Source organism: Priestia sp. P5, from assembly GCF_029522155.1.
Classification (GTDB): Bacteria; Bacillota; Bacilli; order Bacillales; family Bacillaceae_H; genus Priestia; species Priestia megaterium_E.
Genome location: NZ_JAKWFJ010000001.1, coordinates 680,506 through 699,318 on the forward strand (window position 1 = coordinate 680,506; position 18,813 = coordinate 699,318).

The 18,813-nt window shown below is 38.6% G+C and carries 18 protein-coding genes; all 18 read left to right on the forward strand.

Annotated elements, in window-relative coordinates; all coding sequences use genetic code 11:
- Positions 1-138 precede the first annotated feature (138 nt).
- A complete protein-coding gene (gene topA, locus MMB69_RS03520) occupies positions 139-2,214 on the forward strand; it encodes a type I DNA topoisomerase (protein WP_221784462.1) in 2,076 nt (691 codons plus the stop codon).
- Positions 2,215-2,420: 206 nt separating this feature from the next.
- Entirely contained in the window at positions 2,421-3,725 is a 1,305-nt protein-coding gene (trmFO, locus tag MMB69_RS03525; RefSeq protein ID WP_028410805.1) for an FADH(2)-oxidizing methylenetetrahydrofolate--tRNA-(uracil(54)-C(5))-methyltransferase TrmFO, read from the forward strand.
- 65 nt (positions 3,726-3,790) lie between these two features.
- Entirely contained in the window at positions 3,791-4,693 is a 903-nt protein-coding gene (xerC, locus tag MMB69_RS03530; protein ID WP_028410806.1) for a tyrosine recombinase XerC, read from the forward strand.
- Between the two features lie 14 nt (positions 4,694-4,707).
- Positions 4,708-5,250: an ATP-dependent protease subunit HslV gene (hslV, locus tag MMB69_RS03535; RefSeq protein WP_013058884.1), complete on the forward strand. Its 543-nt coding sequence runs from the start codon at positions 4,708-4,710 to the stop codon at positions 5,248-5,250.
- Positions 5,251-5,266: 16 nt separating this feature from the next.
- On the forward strand, positions 5,267-6,667 hold the full coding sequence (gene hslU / locus MMB69_RS03540; protein WP_013084801.1) for an HslU--HslV peptidase ATPase subunit: 1,401 nt from the start codon (positions 5,267-5,269) through the stop codon (positions 6,665-6,667).
- A 28-nt stretch (positions 6,668-6,695) separates the two neighbouring features.
- Positions 6,696-7,475, forward strand: a complete 780-nt coding sequence (codY, locus tag MMB69_RS03545; RefSeq protein ID WP_013058882.1) for a GTP-sensing pleiotropic transcriptional regulator CodY — start codon at positions 6,696-6,698, stop codon at positions 7,473-7,475.
- A gap of 432 nt (positions 7,476-7,907) precedes the next feature.
- Positions 7,908-8,297 (forward strand): flagellar basal body rod protein FlgB, encoded by a 390-nt coding sequence (gene flgB, locus MMB69_RS03550; RefSeq protein WP_277447169.1) that lies wholly within the window; start codon positions 7,908-7,910, stop codon positions 8,295-8,297.
- A gap of 2 nt (positions 8,298-8,299) precedes the next feature.
- Positions 8,300-8,749 carry a flagellar basal body rod protein FlgC gene (flgC, locus tag MMB69_RS03555; protein WP_277447170.1) on the forward strand — a complete coding sequence of 150 codons (450 nt, stop codon included), beginning with the start codon at positions 8,300-8,302 and terminating at the stop codon, positions 8,747-8,749.
- 12 nt (positions 8,750-8,761) lie between these two features.
- On the forward strand, positions 8,762-9,052 hold the full coding sequence (gene fliE, locus MMB69_RS03560; protein WP_014458432.1) for a flagellar hook-basal body complex protein FliE: 291 nt from the start codon (positions 8,762-8,764) through the stop codon (positions 9,050-9,052).
- A gap of 49 nt (positions 9,053-9,101) precedes the next feature.
- Positions 9,102-10,694 carry a flagellar basal-body MS-ring/collar protein FliF gene (gene fliF, locus MMB69_RS03565; RefSeq protein ID WP_221784459.1) on the forward strand — a complete coding sequence of 531 codons (1,593 nt, stop codon included), beginning with the start codon at positions 9,102-9,104 and terminating at the stop codon, positions 10,692-10,694.
- Between the two features lie 11 nt (positions 10,695-10,705).
- A complete protein-coding gene (fliG, locus tag MMB69_RS03570; protein WP_057273955.1) occupies positions 10,706-11,725 on the forward strand; it encodes a flagellar motor switch protein FliG in 1,020 nt (339 codons plus the stop codon).
- Entirely contained in the window at positions 11,718-12,506 is a 789-nt protein-coding gene (gene fliH / locus MMB69_RS03575) for a flagellar assembly protein FliH (protein ID WP_277447171.1), read from the forward strand. Before fliG ends, fliH begins: the two co-directional genes overlap by 8 nt.
- Positions 12,481-13,794 carry a flagellar protein export ATPase FliI gene (gene fliI, locus MMB69_RS03580; RefSeq protein ID WP_277447172.1) on the forward strand — a complete coding sequence of 438 codons (1,314 nt, stop codon included), beginning with the start codon at positions 12,481-12,483 and terminating at the stop codon, positions 13,792-13,794. Before fliH ends, fliI begins: the two co-directional genes overlap by 26 nt.
- Before the next feature lie 2 nt (positions 13,795-13,796).
- On the forward strand, positions 13,797-14,240 hold the full coding sequence (fliJ, locus tag MMB69_RS03585) for a flagellar export protein FliJ (RefSeq protein WP_116372348.1): 444 nt from the start codon (positions 13,797-13,799) through the stop codon (positions 14,238-14,240).
- 9 nt (positions 14,241-14,249) lie between these two features.
- A complete protein-coding gene (locus MMB69_RS03590; protein WP_264408533.1) occupies positions 14,250-14,867 on the forward strand; it encodes a MotE family protein in 618 nt (205 codons plus the stop codon).
- Between the two features lie 17 nt (positions 14,868-14,884).
- Entirely contained in the window at positions 14,885-17,524 is a 2,640-nt protein-coding gene (locus MMB69_RS03595) for a flagellar hook-length control protein FliK (RefSeq protein ID WP_264408532.1), read from the forward strand.
- Positions 17,525-17,533: 9 nt separating this feature from the next.
- Positions 17,534-17,962, forward strand: a complete 429-nt coding sequence (gene flgD, locus MMB69_RS03600) for a flagellar hook assembly protein FlgD (protein ID WP_277447173.1) — start codon at positions 17,534-17,536, stop codon at positions 17,960-17,962.
- A gap of 25 nt (positions 17,963-17,987) precedes the next feature.
- Positions 17,988-18,791 (forward strand): flagellar basal body rod protein FlgG, encoded by an 804-nt coding sequence (gene flgG, locus MMB69_RS03605; RefSeq protein ID WP_028411426.1) that lies wholly within the window; start codon positions 17,988-17,990, stop codon positions 18,789-18,791.
- The last annotated feature ends 22 nt before the right edge of the window (positions 18,792-18,813 follow it).

Genomic DNA, 18,813 nt, shown 5'->3' on the forward strand with positions numbered 1-18,813 from the left:
ATATTCTTGCATAGTATGAAATACTAGTGAGATACGTAGTAAAATCGTATGACTTATCTTTTTGACATTTGACAAACAAGAACCAAATATTTAATAATAATGAAGATTTTATTCTACCTCTTGAGGAGGAACAAATAGATGTCTGACTACCTAGTAATTGTAGAATCGCCTGCAAAGGCTAAAACAATTGAACGTTATTTAGGAAAGAAATATAAAGTAAAAGCATCGATGGGACATGTTCGCGATTTACCTAAAAGTCAAATGGGAATTGATATTGACCAGGATTACAATCCGAAATATATTACAATTCGCGGGAAAGGCCCGGTTTTAAAAGAACTAAAAACAGCGGCTAAAAAAGCAAAAAAGATTTACCTAGCAGCCGATCCAGACCGTGAAGGAGAAGCGATTGCATGGCACTTGGCGCACAGTTTGGATGTAGACATTGCATCGGACTGTCGCGTAGTATTTAATGAGATTACAAAAGAAGCGATTAAAGAATCTTTTAAACATCCACGAGCAATTAATATGGATTTAGTAGATGCTCAACAAGCACGCCGTATTCTTGACAGGCTGGTTGGCTACAACATCAGTCCATTGCTGTGGAAAAAAGTGAAAAAAGGATTAAGTGCCGGAAGGGTTCAATCCATTGCAGTGCGGTTAATTATTGATCGTGAAAAAGAAATTGCAAAGTTTATTCCAGAAGAATACTGGACGGTAAAAGCAACTTTTCAAAAAGGAAACGACCAATTTGAAGGCCAGTTGATCGAATATCAAGGGAAAAAAGTAGAGCTATCGAATGAAAATGATGTAACCAACATTGTTAAACAATTAGATGGAAATGAATTTTCAATTTCTAAAGTAACAAAACGTGAGCGAAAGCGTAATGCGGCTCCTTCTTTTACCACGTCTTCATTACAGCAAGAGGCAGCGCGGAAACTGAACTTCCGAGCGAAAAAAACAATGATGATTGCGCAGCAATTATATGAAGGAATTGATTTAGGAAAAGAAGGTACAGTAGGTCTTATCACGTATATGCGTACCGATTCTACTCGTATTTCAGAAACAGCTCAAACGGAAGCTAGAGATTACATTACGAACGCATACGGAAATCAGTTTGTGGCAACGGAAAAGCGTAAAGAAAAGAAAAATTCGAACGCGCAAGATGCCCACGAAGCGATTCGTCCAACTTCAGCTCTTCGTAAACCAGGAGAGGTAAAAGAGTTCTTATCGCGTGATCAGTATCGACTGTATAAGCTAGTATGGGAGCGCTTCGTTGCTAGTCAAATGGCACCTGCAATTATGGATACAATGGCTGTAGATTTGAAAAATGGAGACGTAACATTTAGAGCAAACGGCTCCAAAGTTAAATTTCCAGGCTTTATGAAAGTGTATGTTGAAGGCAATGATGATCAAGTGGAGGAAAAAGAAAATCTTCTTCCAGACTTAGAAGAAGGAGAAGTAGCTTATTCTAAAGACATCGATGAAAAGCAGCACTTCACACAGCCACCGCCAAGATATACTGAAGCTCGTTTAGTCAAGACATTAGAAGAGCTAGGCATTGGCCGACCGTCTACATATGCTCCAACACTTGACACGATTCAAAAGCGCGGGTACGTAGCGCTCGATAACAAGCGTTTTGTTCCAACAGAACTTGGAGAAATTGTACTAGAGCTTGTATTGGAGTTTTTCCCGGAAATTTTAGATGTAGAGTTTACAGCTAAAATGGAAAACGATTTGGATGAAGTGGAAGATGGTAATGTTCAATGGGTGCGTGTTATTGACGAATTTTACAGTGATTTTGAAAAACGCTTAGAACATGCTGAAAAAGAAATGCGCGAAGTGGAGATTAAAGATGAACCTGCCGGAGAAGATTGCGAAGAATGCGGTTCACCTATGGTATACAAAATGGGACGCTACGGAAAATTTATGGCATGCTCTAATTTCCCTGACTGCCGCAACACAAAGCCAATTGTAAAAGAGATTGGCGTAAAGTGTCCGAAATGTGAAGAAGGAAATATCGTTGAGCGAAAATCGAAGAAAAAGCGTACATTTTATGGCTGTGATCGATTCCCGGGCTGTGACTTCGTATCTTGGGATAAGCCGATTGCAAGAAAATGTCCGAAATGTGAAAATCTGCTTGTGGAGAAGAAACAGAAAAAAGGAACTCAAGTCGTCTGTACAAGTTGTGATTATAAAGAGGAAGCTCAGCAGTAAAAGAGAATGGGATGAATTCCCACACTTTAAATTTAAAAATAGCAGTTATATAAGATGCGGCGACATTGCTTCATGTGCTAAAATGGAAACGTTATTAGCGACATTGAGTAATGTCGCATTTTCTTTGTCCCGTTAAAAAAGGAACAGACAAGTGAATGAATAAGGAAAATGATAGAAAAGATAGAAATGAAGTTGGAGGATTTACAATGAATGAACAAGTAATTAATGTTATCGGAGCAGGTCTTGCTGGAAGTGAAGCAGCTTGGCAGATCGCAAAGCGCGGTTTGAAAGTCCGTCTTTATGAGATGAGACCAGTGAAGCAAACACCCGCTCATCATACGGACAAATTTGCTGAATTAGTATGTAGTAATTCACTGCGTGCGAATACATTAACAAATGCAGTGGGTGTGTTAAAAGAAGAAATGCGATTATTAGACTCTGTAATTATTCGTTCAGCAGACGAGTGTGCGGTTCCAGCAGGTGGAGCACTGGCTGTTGATCGTCACGAATTTGCCGCTCGTGTGACGGAAAGTGTTAAAAACCATCCGAACGTAACTGTTGTTAACGAAGAGATTACGGAAATTCCACAAGGACCAACTGTTATTGCAACAGGTCCGTTAACGTCAAAAGATTTATCGGAACAGCTGCGCGCGTTAACAAGTGAAGATTATTTATATTTTTACGATGCGGCTGCACCTATTATTGAAAAAGACAGCATTGATATGGATAAAGTATATCTTAAATCTCGCTATGACAAAGGGGAAGCTGCCTATTTAAACTGTCCGATGACAAAAGAAGAATTCCAGCGTTTTCATGAAGCATTAATCAATGCAGAGACGGTTCCTTTAAAAGAATTTGAGAAAGAAATTTATTTTGAAGGATGTATGCCAATTGAAGTAATGGCTTCACGCGGAGAAAAAACAATGCTCTTTGGACCAATGAAACCAGTTGGGTTAGAAGATCCGAAAACAGGAAAGCGACCTTATGCAGTTGTTCAGCTTCGTCAAGATGATGCAGCAGGTACACTATATAATATCGTAGGTTTCCAAACACATTTAAAATGGGGAGCACAAAAAGAAGTATTAAGCTTAATCCCAGGTTTAGAAAATGCAGAAGTAGTACGCTACGGAGTTATGCATAGAAATACGTTTATTAATTCTCCTAAATTGCTAAAGCCTACGTATCAATATCGTGAGCGTGATGACTTATTCTTTGCTGGACAAATGACGGGAGTAGAAGGATATGTAGAATCAGCGGCGAGCGGACTAATGGCAGGAATGAACGCGGCTCGACTTGTACTTGGTGAAGAATTGGTTGTATTGCCGCAGGAAACAGCAATTGGCAGTATGGCTCACTATATCACACATACAAACGCTAAAAATTTCCAGCCAATGAATGCCAACTTTGGCTTATTCAAAGAATTGGAAGTGCGAATTAAAAACAAACAAGAACGAAATGAAACGCTTGCTAAACGAGCATTGGAAACTATTCAGAATTTTACAACAAAATAATCAAAATTGTTTGCAAGGGCTACTTAATTGTGATAATATTTAGTAGCCCTTGTGAGGTGATAACATTGGAATTTGTTAAAGATGTATTAAATTCCTTTCTAGAATATTTACAAATTGAGAAAAATTATTCAAAATATACAGTTGACTGCTATGAAAAAGACATCGTTATCTTTATGTCTTTTATGCAGGAAGAGCAAATACAAAACCTACAAAGTGTTACATATGCTGATGCAAGGCTGTTTTTAACACGCCTATATGAAAAGCAGTATTCAAAAAGATCGATGTCACGCAAAATTTCTTGTTTGAGAACGTTTTATCGTTACTTAAATAGAGAAGAATTAGTAGAAGATAATCCATTTGCGCTCGTTACCCTTCCTAAAAAGGAGGAGCGAAATCCTCGCTTCCTGTATGAAGAGGAGATTGTGAAATTATTTCAAATGAATGACTTAACAACTCCGTTAGGGCAGCGTAATCAGTCTCTATTAGAATTGCTGTATGCCACCGGAATACGAGTGAGTGAATGTGCATCTATTAAGCTTAGCGATATAGATTTTTCACTTCAAACTTTGCTCGTATATGGCAAAGGGAAAAAACAACGGTACGTGCCATTTGGCTGTTATGCCAAGGACGCTCTTAGAGTATATATAGATAATGGAAGAAAGCTTCTTTTAAAAAAGGCTCCTTCTGATACTCATTCGCTCTTTTTAAATTATAAGGGGACACCGTTGACAGACCGAGGCATACGCTTAGTCATTGATCAGTTAGTAAAGAAGACCGCTGAGAATATACATATTAGTCCACACGTTTTGCGGCATACTTTTGCGACTCATATGTTAAATGAAGGGGCAGATTTACGTACAGTTCAAGAAATGCTAGGTCATGAACATTTATCAACCACTCAAATATACACACATGTGACGAAGGATCGTTTAAAGGCAGTTTATATGAATCACCATCCTCGCGCATAAAAGGAGGAGTTAATTTGTCTACTTTCCATGCTACTACGATTTTTGCGGTTCAGCATAACGGTCAATGTGCCATGTCTGGAGACGGACAAGTAACGTTCGGTAATGCTGTTGTGATGAAACATACTGCTCGAAAAGTAAGACGTCTATTTCAAGGGCAAGTTCTTGCCGGCTTTGCAGGTTCAGTAGCTGATGCATTCACTCTTTTTGAATTATTTGAAACGAAGCTTGAAGAGTATAACGGAAATCTTCAGCGTGCAGCCGTTGAGCTTGCTAAACAATGGAGAAGTGACAAAGTATTGCGAAAGTTAGAAGCAATGCTTATTGTTATGAACAAAGATAACTTGCTGTTAGTATCAGGAACAGGTGAAGTTATTGAACCGGACGACGGCATTTTAGCAATTGGATCAGGCGGAAATTATGCTTTATCAGCGGGACGTGCATTAAAACAACATGCAGGCGAACATTTAACAGCTAAAGAAATTGCAAAAGCAGCTTTAGATGTAGCAAGTGAGATATGTGTTTATACAAATGATCATATTATTGTAGAAGAACTGTAGGAAAGGGGATTTTTTTATGAATTCTCATTTAACACCTCGACAAATTGTAGAAAAGCTCGATCAGTATATTATTGGTCAAACGAAGGCAAAGAAAGCGGTCGCTGTTGCGCTGCGAAATCGCTATCGACGCGGTCTGCTAGACGAATCTTTACGTGATGAAGTTGTGCCGAAAAACATTTTAATGATTGGTCCTACAGGTGTGGGTAAAACCGAGATTGCACGCCGCTTAGCTAAGCTTGTCGGTGCACCTTTTATTAAGGTTGAGGCAACAAAATTTACGGAAGTTGGATATGTAGGACGCGATGTAGAATCAATGGTTCGTGATTTAGTGGAAACGTCAGTTCGACTTGTGAAAGAAGAAAAAATGAACGGCGTGCGTGATCGCGCAGAAGAAAATGCAAACAAGCGGATAGTAGAGCTTCTTGTTCCAAGCAAAAAGAAGCAGCAATCGTTTAAAAATCCGTTTGAAATGATTTTTTCAAACGGTACACAGTCAAGCGATGCGGATCCTGATCAAGATGAGGAAACGAATATTGCAACGAAGCGCAAGCAGATTGCTCATCAGCTTGCTTTAGGAGAGCTTGAAAATCATTATGTCACAATTGAAGTAGAAGAGCAACAGCCTTCTATGTTTGATATGTTACAAGGTTCGGGTATGGAACAAATGGGCATGAACATGCAGGATGCCTTAAGTAATTTTATGCCTAAAAAACAAAAAAAGCGCAAACTTACTGTTAAAGATGCACGAAAAGTATTAACAAATGAAGAAGCGCAAAAATTGATTGATATGGATGAAGTGACGCAAGAAGCTGTGAATCGTGCAGAACAATACGGAATTATTTTCATTGACGAAATTGATAAAATTGCTCAGAAAAGTGGTAATTCATCTTCCGCTGACGTTTCACGTGAAGGCGTGCAGCGAGATATTTTACCAATTGTAGAAGGGTCAACGATTGTTACAAAATATGGCGCAGTCAAAACTGATCATGTTTTATTTGTAGCAGCCGGTGCTTTCCATGTATCAAAACCGTCGGATTTGATTCCAGAATTGCAAGGACGATTCCCGATTCGCGTGGAATTAACGAAGCTAACCGTTGAAGATTTTATAAACATTTTAGTAGAGCCAGATAATGCGTTATTAAAGCAATATGCGGCATTATTGGAAACTGAAGGTATACAAATTGAATTTTCTGACGATGCTATACGTAAGATTGCAGAAATTGCATATCAGGTAAATCAAGATACAGATAATATTGGTGCAAGAAGGCTTCATACGATTTTAGAACGTTTGCTAGAGGATTTATCGTTTGAAGCGCCAGAAGTAACATTAGAGAAAATTGTGATTACTCCGCAGTACGTGGAAGAAAAATTAGAAAAAATCGCTAAAAACAAAGATTTGAGTCAATTTATTTTATAGAACTGAAATCGCAGGAGGAAGAGTACTAATGGATTTATTAGGGAAAACTAGAAAGATTAATGCAATGCTACAAAAAGCAGCTGGTAAACCAGTAAACTTTAAAGAAATGGCTGAAACACTTTGCGAAGTGATCGAATCAAACGTATTCGTAGTAAGCCGTCGCGGTAAATTATTAGGAATCGCTGTTAAACAGCAAATTGAGAATGCGCGTATGAAAGATATGTTAGAAGCACGCCAGTTCCCAGAAGAATATACTCAAAGCCTATTTAACATTCAAGAAACATCTTCTAACTTAAACATTGAAAGTCAATATACAGCTTTCCCAGTTGAAAATAAAGACTTATTTGATGCAGGACTAACAACAATCGTTCCAATTATCGGAGGCGGAGAGCGTCTAGGTACGCTTGTACTATCTCGTTTGGACCGTCAGTTCGAAGACGATGATTTAATCCTTGCTGAATACGGTGCAACGGTAGTAGGTATGGAAATTCTTCGTGAAAAAGCAGAAGAGATTGAAGAAGAAGCACGTAGCAAAGCTGTTGTACAAATGGCAATTAGCTCACTATCATACAGTGAGTTAGAAGCTATTGAGCACATCTTTGAAGAGTTAAATGGAAATGAAGGACTATTAGTAGCAAGTAAAATTGCTGACCGCGTTGGAATTACACGTTCAGTAATCGTAAATGCGCTGCGTAAATTAGAAAGTGCTGGCGTTATCGAATCACGTTCTCTAGGAATGAAAGGAACTTACATTAAAGTTCTTAACAACAAATTCTTAGTAGAGCTTGAAAAATTAAAATCTAACTAAGTTTATGAACCAAAAAGCACACGGGCAGAGCCCGTGTGCTTTTTTTGTATGCTCTCAGTACAAAAAGATTAAGACGATTCGTTCAATATTTTTATAAATCCTTAACAAACTTCATATAAAAATCTAAAAATTATATTATAGAATCTTTAAATAGTAAAAAGATACTAGTTGATTACAAATCGTTACTTTTATTACATATTGTTCAGGACTTATGGTATGTATTTTGATTTTAAATTAAAAAAATAGAGCTAAAGTACAGCATTGATGTTAAAATATGCTTGGAAATCGAATGGAAATTTTGGTTTATAGTCCAAAAGTTCTTAAAAAAGGATAGACATTGCATGAAGTTTTTCTTACAATAAGTTCTATGGTACTAAAGTCGAAATTTGTCTCATTTTTGAGAAAAATAGAATAGGTAAGCAGGTGTAAGAATTGAGTTTGTTTTCAACTACTTTTCAAACAATTGAAAATGGAATTAGCTACGCGTCACAAAAGCAGCAGACGATTGCACAAAATATCGCAAACGTTGATACTCCAAATTATAAATGGAAAACAGTATCGCGTACGAGTGAATTTCGAGATTTATTACATAACGAGTTAGAAGCATATCAGACTGATTCAAAACATATCCCATTTTCCGGTTCATCCCAGCGAGTGATTACCCAGCAAGGAAACACTTCCTATCAAGCAAACGGAAACAATGTGGATATGGATAAAGAGATGGCGGATATGGCTGAAAATCAAATTTACTATGAGGCGCTAGTAGATCGTTTAAATGGAAAATTTAATTCTCTTCAAACAGTCATTAGAGGAGGTAAATAAGTTTGACTATTTTTCAAAATATGAATATTACATCTTCAGCTTTAACTGCCAATCGTTTAAGGATGGACGTTGTTTCATCTAATATGGCGAATGCTGAAACGACAAGAGGGACGTACGTTAATGGTGAGTGGCAGCCTTACAGAAGAAAAATGGTTGTCATGCAGTCTGATCGTTCGCCTTCTTTTTCGTCCCTCTTACACTCCGAAATAAATGAAAGTCAAAACAATGGTGTAAAAGTCACAGATATCGCAGAAGATAATACTCCTTTTAATTTAGTATATAATCCGACGCATCCAGATGCGAATGACCAAGGGTACGTGCAGATGCCGAACGTAGATCCTTTAAAGGAAATGACGGATTTAATTAGTGCTACTCGATCCTATGAAGCAAATGTGACGGTCTTTAATACAAACAAAAGTATATTAACAAAGGCTTTAGAAATTGGGAAATAAAGGAGCGATAAAATGATTAATGGTATCAGCAATCAAATAGCCATAGCAAAAACAGCAGCTTCTACTAGCACTGGACAAACAACTCAACAGTTTTCAACGTTTTTAAAAGACTCAATCAATGAGTTAAACAATACTCAACGCGCTTCGGATATAGCGACTGAAAAGCTTGCTAAAGGAGAAAACGTCGAACTCCAAGATGTAATGATTACTGCTCAAAAAGCAAGTATTACGATGCAAACGGCTCTTGAAATACGCAATAAAGCTGTTGAAGCCTATCAGGAAATGATGAGAATGCAAATGTAATTGAGCGGTTATTAAAGAAAATGAAAATAGTAATAACCGGAGGAATACCATGAATGAAAGAATAGCTCTTTATCGAGATAAGATGAAAGTCTTTTGGAATAACCGCAAAAAAGGGCAGAAAATAGCCCTTATCGCTACTCCTCTTGCGGCTATTCTAGTCATTAGTTTAGCATCTGTTTTTTTAAACAAGGATAAATTTGTCCCTCTTTATAGCAATCTATCGGCTCAAGAAACAGGACAAATCAAAGCAGAGCTTGATGCTAGAAGCGTTCCTTCAGAAATCTCTGATAACGGAACAACCATTTCGGTGCCTGAACAAAGCGTTGACTCGCTAAAAGTTGATTTAGCTGCACAAGGAATTCCTGATAGCGGAAGTATCGACTATTCGTTTTTTGGGAAAAATGCGAGCTTTGGTATGACAGATAATGAATTTGATGTGTTAAAACTCGATGCGATGCAAACTGAATTGGCTAACTTAATGAAAAACATTCAAGGAGTCAACGATGCAAAAGTGATGATTACCCTTCCCAATGAAAGCGTATGGGCGAATGAAAAGCAGGAAGAAGCATCAGCATCGATTGTGCTTAATACAAAGGCTGGTTATAAATTTGATGATCAGCAAATTAAATCTCTTTATCATTTAGTATCCAAAAGTGTGCCAAACCTTCCTACAGATAATATCGTCATCATGAACCAATATTTTGAGTACTTTGATTTAAAAGGTAACGAAACGAATTCAGCTTCTAGCTCATTTGCTTCGCAGAACGAAGCGAAAAAAGAAGTTGAGCGAGATATTCAGCGTCAAGTACAGCAAATGCTAGGAAGACTGGTCGGTCAAGACAAAGTAATGGTCTCTGTTACAGCAGATCTTGATTTTACACAGGAAAATCGCGAAGAAAAGCTAGTAGAGCCTGTTGATAAAGATAATATGCAAGGAATTGCCGTTAGCGCTGAAAAAATTAATGAAACATTTTCTGGAAAAAACGCTCAAGATGGAGGCGTTGCTGGAACAGGAGAAGAAGATACAACAAATTACTCATCCAGTACAACAAGTGGAGACGGAGACTACGAAAAAAACGAAGAACGAATTAATTATGAAGTGAACCGAATTCATAAAGAAATCGTCGAAAGTCCATACAAAATTCAAGACCTTGGCATTCAAGTAATGATAGATCCGTCCAATGCAAAAGGGAAATCACAAGTTTCCGATACGCTGGAGTCAGACGTTCAAAAAATGTTAGGTACAATTGTCCGTACTTCTATTTCAAAAGATGCAAATACAAAAGCTCTCTCGGATAACGCGGTCAGCGATAAGATTACCGTTTCCGTTCAGCCGTTTAATGGACAAGAAACAGCTGACAACACAGCAAGTTCAATTCCATTGTGGATGTATATAATCGGAGGTGCACTGCTGCTTATTATTGTTGTTCTTATTGTGCTGTTGGTTAGGAAAAGACGTCAAGACTTAGATGAAGAGGAATATGATGAAGAGTATGATGAAACTTTTGAAGCATATGAAGCGGCACAAAAAGCCCCTGTTTTAAGTGCTGAACAGCAAACAAGAAGCAATCTTGAAACGTTAGCGAAGCAAGACCCGGAAGAGTTTGCAAAGCTGCTGCGAACATGGATTAGTGAGGATTAGGAGGAAAGCTAATGGTAAAGGCTATGCAAAAAAATGAGTTAACTGGAAAGCAAAAAGCAGCGATTTTGTTGATTTCTCTTGGTCCGGATGTATCAGCTTCTATCTATAAACATCTCAGTGAAGATGAAATTGAGCAACTAACGCTTGAAATTTCTTCAGTGAGAAAAATAGAGCCGTCTCTAAAAGAAGCTGTGCTTCATGAGTTTGAACAAATAACGCTTGCTCAAAACTACCTTGAAAAAGGAGGAGTAAGCTATGCGAAACAGGTGTTAGAAAAAGCACTTGGACCAGAGCAGGCTATGATGATTATCAATCGATTAACTTCTTCTTTGCAGGTTCGTCCGTTTGACTTTGCCAGAAAAGCTGATCCTATGCAGCTGTTAAATTTTATTCAGCATGAGCATCCTCAGACGATTGCACTTATTTTATCTTACTTAGAGCCGCCGCAGGCAGGACAAATCTTATCATCACTGCCTCAGGAAAGGCAAGCGGATATTGCAAGACGGATTGCAACGATGGGAAGTACGTCTCCGGAAGTCATTAATGAAGTAGAGCAAATTTTAGAGAGAAAGCTTTCTGCTACTGTTACCCAAGACTATACCCAAACAGGTGGTTTAGAAGCAGTAGTTGAAGTATTAAATGGAGTAGACCGAGCAACTGAAAAAATTATTATTGATACGCTTGAAATTCAAGATCCGGCATTAGCAGAAGAAATCAAACAGCGAATGTTTGTATTTGAGGATATCGTAACGCTCGATAACCGTTCTATTCAGCGTGTGATACGAGATGTAGAAAATGATGATTTATTGTTGAGCTTAAAAGTAGCAAGTGAAGAAGTGAAATCTATTATTTTTAAAAATATGTCTAGCCGTATGGTGGAAACGTTTAAAGAAGAAATGGAATTTATGGGTCCTGTGCGTTTGAAAGATGTAGAGGAAGCTCAGTCACGTATCGTTGCTGCAATTAGACGTTTAGAAGATGCTGGTGAAATTGTACTAGCTCGAGGTGGAGGAGACGATATTATTGTCTAATATCATTAAATCAACTTATACGAACAAACTTTCAGACGAAAATGCTAAGCACATTCAAGTCATTCCATTTGGTTTTCCGATACAAGATGAGGCCACAGAAGAACATCTTCAGCAAGAAAATGCACAGCACGTTATTGAACAAGCGCAAAGTGAAGCTGCAATAATAAAGGCCCAGGCAGACGCTTACCGCAAACAAGCTCAAAACGAAGTTGAACGTTTGAAAAAGCAGTGGGAAGAAGAGAAGGTGCTGCTGTTTCAACAAGAACAAAAGCGAGGCTATGAAGAAGGATACGAAGAGGGGCTGCTTCAAGGAAAACAACAGTATGAGCATGTATTAGCCATGTCGCGAAACATTGTTGACGAAACAAAGAATCAGTATTACGAATATATAAATCAATCTGAAGAAGTCATCTTTGAATTAGGTTTCACCCTAGCTGAAACGATTTTAAATGAGCAGCTTCAAAGAGATGAATCATTTTTATCACTTGTTGCAAGGTCTTTAAAAGAAGTTAGAGAACATAAAGAAATCCAGCTTTTTGTTTCTCCGAAAAAATATGCATATGTATGTGAACATAAACGAGAACTGTTCGATTTATTGAATGGAGAAACCGGGTTATTTATTTATGCAGATGAAAACCTTCAGGAAATGGATTGTGTCATTGACTCCTCTTATGGACGCCTTGTTGCTTCTTTTGATAGTCAGTTAACAGAATTGAAGAAAAAATTAAAAGAACGTTTGTTAGAGGAGAGTAAACATGAAAGTCGCACAACTCATTCATGAAATCCCGCGCACATCTTCTTTTAAACGGTACGGGAAAGTCAGCCGAGTAGTAGGAATGATGATTGAATCTAAAGGACCTAGAACGTCAATAGGAGATGTTTGCTTTATTCATCTTAGTGAGCGAGGAGATAAAATTCGTGCAGAAGTTGTTGGTTTTAACGGTGAGAACGTCGTTTTAATGCCTTATACGTCTGTTCGATATATCGGACCTGGCTGCCTAGTGGAAACGACAGAAAAACCTCTGCAGGTAAGCGTGGGAAAAGAGTTAATAGGTCAAGTGCTTGATTCGTTAGGGAACCCTTTAGATGGGTCTGAACTTTCTCATTATTTGCCTTTTGTTTTAACCGATCAAGACCCCCCTAATCCCTTAGAGCGTCCGCCTATTGAACAGCCGATTGAAGTAGGGGTACGAACGATTGATAGTTTGCTAACAGTAGGTCAAGGGCAGCGCATAGGTATTTTTGCGGGAAGCGGTGTTGGGAAAAGTACGCTGCTCGGGATGATTGCACGCAATACAAAAGCAGATATCAATGTCATTGCCCTTGTAGGTGAGAGAGGAAGAGAAGTTAGAGAGTTTATTGAACGAGATCTTGGAGAGGAAGGGTTAAAGCGCTCCGTTGTAGTAGTTGCTACCTCGGATCAGCCTGCTCTGCTTCGGATGAAAGCAGCATATACAGCTACTTCTATTGCTGAATTCTTTCGAGATGAGGGGCTGAGCGTCATGATGATGATGGATTCTGTTACCCGTGTAGCAATGGCTCAAAGAGAAATTGGATTAGCCGTAGGCGAACCTCCGACTACCAAAGGTTATACACCATCTGTTTTTGCTAGCTTGCCAAGGCTGCTTGAACGTACAGGAACTAATCAACATGGATCTATTACTGCTTTTTACACTGTATTAGTAGACGGTGATGATATGAACGAACCTATTTCGGATACGGTGCGAGGCATTATAGACGGACATATTGTACTAGACCGGGAGCTGGCCAATAAAGGTCAATATCCGGCCATCAATGTCTTAAAAAGCGTTAGTCGCGTGATGAACCATATCGTAAGTGAACGGCATAAAGAAGCAGCTGAAAAACTGCGTTCATTAATGGCTACCTATGCTAATTCTGAAGACTTAATTAACATAGGTGCATACAAAAGAGGATCTTCTGCTTACATTGATGAGGCCATCCACTATCATCCTGTCATTGATGAATTTTTAAAGCAAAAAACGAACGAACATCCATCATTTGAAACAAGTGTAACAAAGCTCTGTGAACTGTTTGTGAAAGGTGAGTAAATATGGCATATGAATTTAGGTTATCTAAAATAATGGCAATCAAGTCAAATGAAAAAGATGAACTGTTATCTCAATATAATCAATCCTTGCAGCAGTTTGAAACAGCGGGTGAAAAGCTTTATAAAAAGTTGAAAGAAAAAGAAACGCTGATTGAACAGCATACGGACAAAATGAAGCAGGGGCTCTCTATTTTAGAAATTACATCGTTTCAGCAGTTTTTAACGAGTGCCGAACGAGTGATTGAAAGGCTGCAACAAGAGGTCATGTTTGCAAGGCAGCAAATGAACTTAAAGAAACTGAAGCTAGAAGAAAAGAACATAGAAGTAAAGAAGTATGAAAAGTTAAAAAAGAGAGACTACGATTCTTATATAACCGCGGAAAAACAGTTAGAAGCGAAGCAAATGGATGAGCTGTCGCTACAGCAGTATATGCTGCATAGGAATTAGGTGGAAAACATGGCTAATCAAAAAGAGTTAAGAGAAGAGTACGAAGAAGAAAAGTCTTACAGTAAAAGCCAAGTGTTTTTATTTTTAATCTTTATTCCAGCAGTGTTCCTTATCTTGGCGGCTTATATTGTTCTGACGCTTTTAGGCGTTAATGTAAATGATAAAGTTTCAGCTATTACACACGCCATTCCGTTTGTATCAAGTGAGCAGTCACAAAAAAATGAAAATATTCAAGAAAGCAATGAAGAAATACAAAAGCAGGTTGAAAGTCTTCAAAAGAAGCTGAGCACAAAAGAAAAGCAAATCGCAGCTTACGAGAAAACGATCAGTACAAAAGACCGTCAAATGGATGAACTAAAAATTGAAATGCGCGATATGGAAGAAAAAGCCGATGATGAAGCGAAAAAACAAAAGAACAATCAGCTGGCAAAAAAAGATGTCATTGCTACCTATGAAAACATGTCTCCTAAAAATGCAGCACTTATCTTTGCCGAATTAAAAGAAGACAAAGCGGTCGCGATGCTTAAGCAGTTCAAAGCGAGTACAAGAACGGCAATCTTAGAAAAAATGGATCCAAAAGTAGCTGCACGCTATACGACATTGTTAACAGATCAGATTGAGGAATAAAAGCAGAGGTGAAAACAGTGGAAATTTCACTACGTCCAGCAGCTGCATCAAAGGTAAACTGCGATGAAAAAGCAGCTGCTAGTCAGACTCAGGGTTTTTTTGAAGAAATAGTTCAGCAGCTTAAGCAGTTAGATGTGCAGCCTTTAACGCGCGGGGAGAAATCATGTGATGAACAAGCGGTAGATCAAGACGTCTTCAAGGCGGTCGGGTTAATGGCGATTCAGTTAGGCGAAACAGAAGATGAAGAAATTGAACCGTCTGTCTTGTACGAACATCTAGCCGAGATGCTCAGTAGTATTCCAAGTAGTCTAGATTTGGAACAGCCGCTTCTAAAGCTGCAGCACGTGTTAACAGACATGCAGCGGGCACCTGTTTCATCTGAAACAGACAGTCAAGAACAATATTTGTCTTCTATTTCTACCTTGTTGACCATTTGTAAAAGTACATCATCTGCGTTCCAAACAGAGTTCGCTCAGCTGATGGAAGAACTACAAAAACCGCAGCTGCAGTCAGTGACCCTTTCGAATTCGCAGCTTGAGGGTTTGCAGAAAACAGCTGCTGAAAAAATAGAGAAAATTCATAAACAACCACGTGTATTAACCGATACCTTACATGAAAAGCGCTCTGCTGGTTTCTTCGCCGTTGTTCATGCGGCTCCAAAAAGTTCTGTAAGAGATATGGACGCTGTTCATAAAGAGGAAAAAGTGCCGCTTTTGAATCAGCTTCCATGGAAAAAAGATGTGATTTTACGTAGCGAAAGTATGGAAAGGGATAGTTTAAAAAAGGATAGTGAAATTTCTGTCACTGCTAACACGGCCGGGGGGACGTTAGAAAATAATCCATCATCTTTTAAATCTAAAGAAGTACCTAAGGTCCAAGAATTTTCTATTGATCTAGGGCAAGTAAAATCTGATCATCAACCGTCTGACAATCTGTTAAATGAGATGCAAAAAATATGGAGTAAAGCTTCGCTCAGTGCTGAAGAGGGAGAATCCAAGCTTTTCATTACGTTATTTCCAAAACAGCTAGGTACGATTTCAATTGAAGTGCTTCAGCAAAAAAATGAACCGATTACGCAAGTGGTTGTATCGTCGGCGAAAACAAAAGAGCTATTAGACGCCAATCTTTCGATTTTACGGCAAGTTCTGACTTCTCAGCATGTATCCGTTGATGAAGTCGATGTGGCCGCTGTTCAAGTAGCTCTAGAAAGTTCTATAAAAGATATGAACACTCTTGCTAAAGAAGAAAAAGTGCCGCAGTTTTCTATTGATTTAGGGCAATTAAAATCAAGCTATCAACAGTCCAGTGATCTAGTAAACGAGCTTGAAAAAATATGGAGTAAAGCTTCGCTCAGTGCTGAAGAGGGAGGATCCAAGCTTTTCATTACGTTATTTCCAAAACAGCTAGGTACAATTTCAATTGAAGTGCTTCAACAAGATCATAAAACGACTGCGCAAGTAGTTGTATCGTCAGCGAAAACAAAAGAGCTGTTAGACGCCAACCTTTTTAGATTACGACAAGCTCTCACGTCTCAGCATGTATCGGTTGATGAAGTCGATGTGGCTGCTGTTCAAGCAGCTCTAGAAAGTTCTGTAAAAGATATGAACGCTTTTGCTAAAGAAGAAAAAGTGCTGCAGTTTTCTATTGATTTAGGAAAAGTGAAATTAGACCACCAACAGTCCAGTGATCTAGTAAACGAGCTTGAAAAAATATGGAATAAAGCTTCGATCAGTATTGAAGAGGGAGGATCCAAGCTTTTCATTAAGTTGGTTCCAAAGCAGCTAGGTACGATTTCAATTGAAGTGCGTCAACAAGATCATAAAACGAATGCGCAAGTGGTTGTATCGTCAGCGAAAACAAAAGAGCTGTTAGACGCCAACCTTTTTAGATTACGACAAGCTCTCACGTCTCAGTATGTATCCGTTGAGCAAGTCGGTGTGGACGCTGTTCATACAGCTTCAGAAAGTTCTGTGCGAAATATGAACGCTTTTCGTAAAGAGGAAAAAGTACCTTTTTTCAATCAACTTCCATGGAAAAAAGATTTGGTATTACACAGTGAAAATATTGATACAAATAGCTCTTTAAAAAATCGCGAAAGTTCTGCAGATACAAACACAACCGGAGCGACAGTAGAGAATCAGCCATCATCCTTTGGAAGTGGGGAAATGCCTAAGCTTCAGCAGTTCTCTATTTATCTAGGGCAAGCAAAATCTGACTATCAACAGTCTAGCAATTTGGTAAACGAGCTTGAAAAAATATGGAGTAAAGCTTCGTTCAGTACTGAAGAGGGAACATCCAAGCTTTTCATTAAGTTATTTCCAAAACAGCTAGGTGCGATTTCAATTGAAATGCTTCAGAAAGACAGTGAAACGGTTGCGCGAATTGTCGTATCGTCAGCAAAAACAAAAGAGTTATTGGACGCCAACCTTTCAACTTTGCGGCACGGTCTCGCGTCTCAGCATGTGTCAATTGATAAAATCGATGTGCTACTGTCGGAACAAGCGGTGTCGTACAACAATGAAAACGACCAGCAAAAAGAAAGACAGGAAAAAGAAGCGTTTAAAAAGGAAGAAGAAGGTCAAGATTCACAACAATTGGAAGAATCGGCTTCCTTTCTATCTTCTTTTGAAACAGCGCTTATTAACTACAACGTATAGGTGATAACAATGACAAATGAAATTACGTCTGACTTGTATTTAAGCAATAGAGACACACCAGTGAAGCAAACGGGAAATAGCTCGCTTGGCAAAGATGACTTTTTGAAGCTTTTGATTGCTCAGCTTCAAAATCAAGATCCAATGAATCCAATGGAAGACAAAGACTTTATTGCTCAAATGGCTCAGTTTTCATCCCTTGAACAAATGACAAATATGAGCACATCGCTCAATACGTTTTTAACGCAGTCTCAGGCTTCTCCTATTTTAAAAGGGAGCGAATTAATTGGTAAAACTGCTACATGGTTAGATGAAGAAGGAAATAAAAAGCAAGGAGTCATTTCGACAGCGTCCGTCAAAAACAATGAGGTATCGTTTAGGATCAACGATGAAAATCATACGGTACTTTCGCTAAACGATATCTTAGAAGTAAGCAGTTAACCAACCAAATTTAAGGAGTGATTTTATGTTACGTTCGATGTATTCAGGAATCAGCGGCATGAAAAATTTTCAAACTAAATTAGATGTCCTAGGAAATAACATTGCCAATGTTAATACGTACGGCTATAAAAAAGGACGTACAACGTTTCAAGATTTAGTAAGTCAGCAAGTAGCAGGAGCAACAGGGCCGGCTGGGAACCGTGGAGGTGTTAACGCTAAACAAGTGGGGTTAGGTTCGCAAATTGGCACAATTGATACAGTTCAAACGGCAGGAAGCATTCAGTCAACAGGACGCCCTCTAGATTTAGCTATTTCTGGAGACGGCTATTTTGTTGTAAATGATGGAACATCAGACTATTACACAAGAGCGGGGAACTTCTATTTAGATAAAGATGGTTATCTAGTGACAGGTGATGGATTATTTGTACAGGCTACTAATGGGAAAATTAGGATTGATCCAACTACAGCTAAAAGCTACAGCATTGGAGCAAATGGAACTGTTAATATTGTTGGTCTAAACGGAACTATGCTTCCGAATCCTCAGACTATCAAGCTTGCAAAATTCGCTAATAATGAAGGGCTTCAAAAAGCAGGAGGAAATTTGTTCGCTAATACTCCAAATGCTGGTCTGGTTACAACTCCTGCAAACATTACTCCTGGAAACAGCGGTACGGGAACTTTAATTTCAAGCGCCCTTGAAATGTCCAACGTTGATTTATCGGAAGAATTCACGGACATGATTGTTGCACAGCGCGGATTTCAAGCGAACACAAGGATTATTACAACATCCGATGAAATACTGCAAGAATTAGTGAATCTAAAACGATAGGCGGGAGGAAGGAGTAGGTATT

Coding starts and splice junctions, on each gene's coding strand:
- fliF (WP_221784459.1), top strand. CDS start 9,102: ATGAATGAAAGAATAGCTCTTTATCGAGATAAGATGAAAGTCTTTTGG.
- flgG (WP_028411426.1), top strand. CDS start 17,988: ATGTTACGTTCGATGTATTCAGGAATCAGCGGCATGAAAAATTTTCAA.
- MMB69_RS03590 (WP_264408533.1), top strand. CDS start 14,250: ATGGCTAATCAAAAAGAGTTAAGAGAAGAGTACGAAGAAGAAAAGTCT.
- flgD (WP_277447173.1), top strand. CDS start 17,534: ATGACAAATGAAATTACGTCTGACTTGTATTTAAGCAATAGAGACACA.
- hslU (WP_013084801.1), top strand. CDS start 5,267: ATGAATTCTCATTTAACACCTCGACAAATTGTAGAAAAGCTCGATCAG.
- fliE (WP_014458432.1), top strand. CDS start 8,762: ATGATTAATGGTATCAGCAATCAAATAGCCATAGCAAAAACAGCAGCT.
- fliJ (WP_116372348.1), top strand. CDS start 13,797: ATGGCATATGAATTTAGGTTATCTAAAATAATGGCAATCAAGTCAAAT.
- trmFO (WP_028410805.1), top strand. CDS start 2,421: ATGAATGAACAAGTAATTAATGTTATCGGAGCAGGTCTTGCTGGAAGT.
- fliG (WP_057273955.1), top strand. CDS start 10,706: ATGGTAAAGGCTATGCAAAAAAATGAGTTAACTGGAAAGCAAAAAGCA.
- fliI (WP_277447172.1), top strand. CDS start 12,481: ATGAAAGTCGCACAACTCATTCATGAAATCCCGCGCACATCTTCTTTT.
- codY (WP_013058882.1), top strand. CDS start 6,696: ATGGATTTATTAGGGAAAACTAGAAAGATTAATGCAATGCTACAAAAA.
- topA (WP_221784462.1), top strand. CDS start 139: ATGTCTGACTACCTAGTAATTGTAGAATCGCCTGCAAAGGCTAAAACA.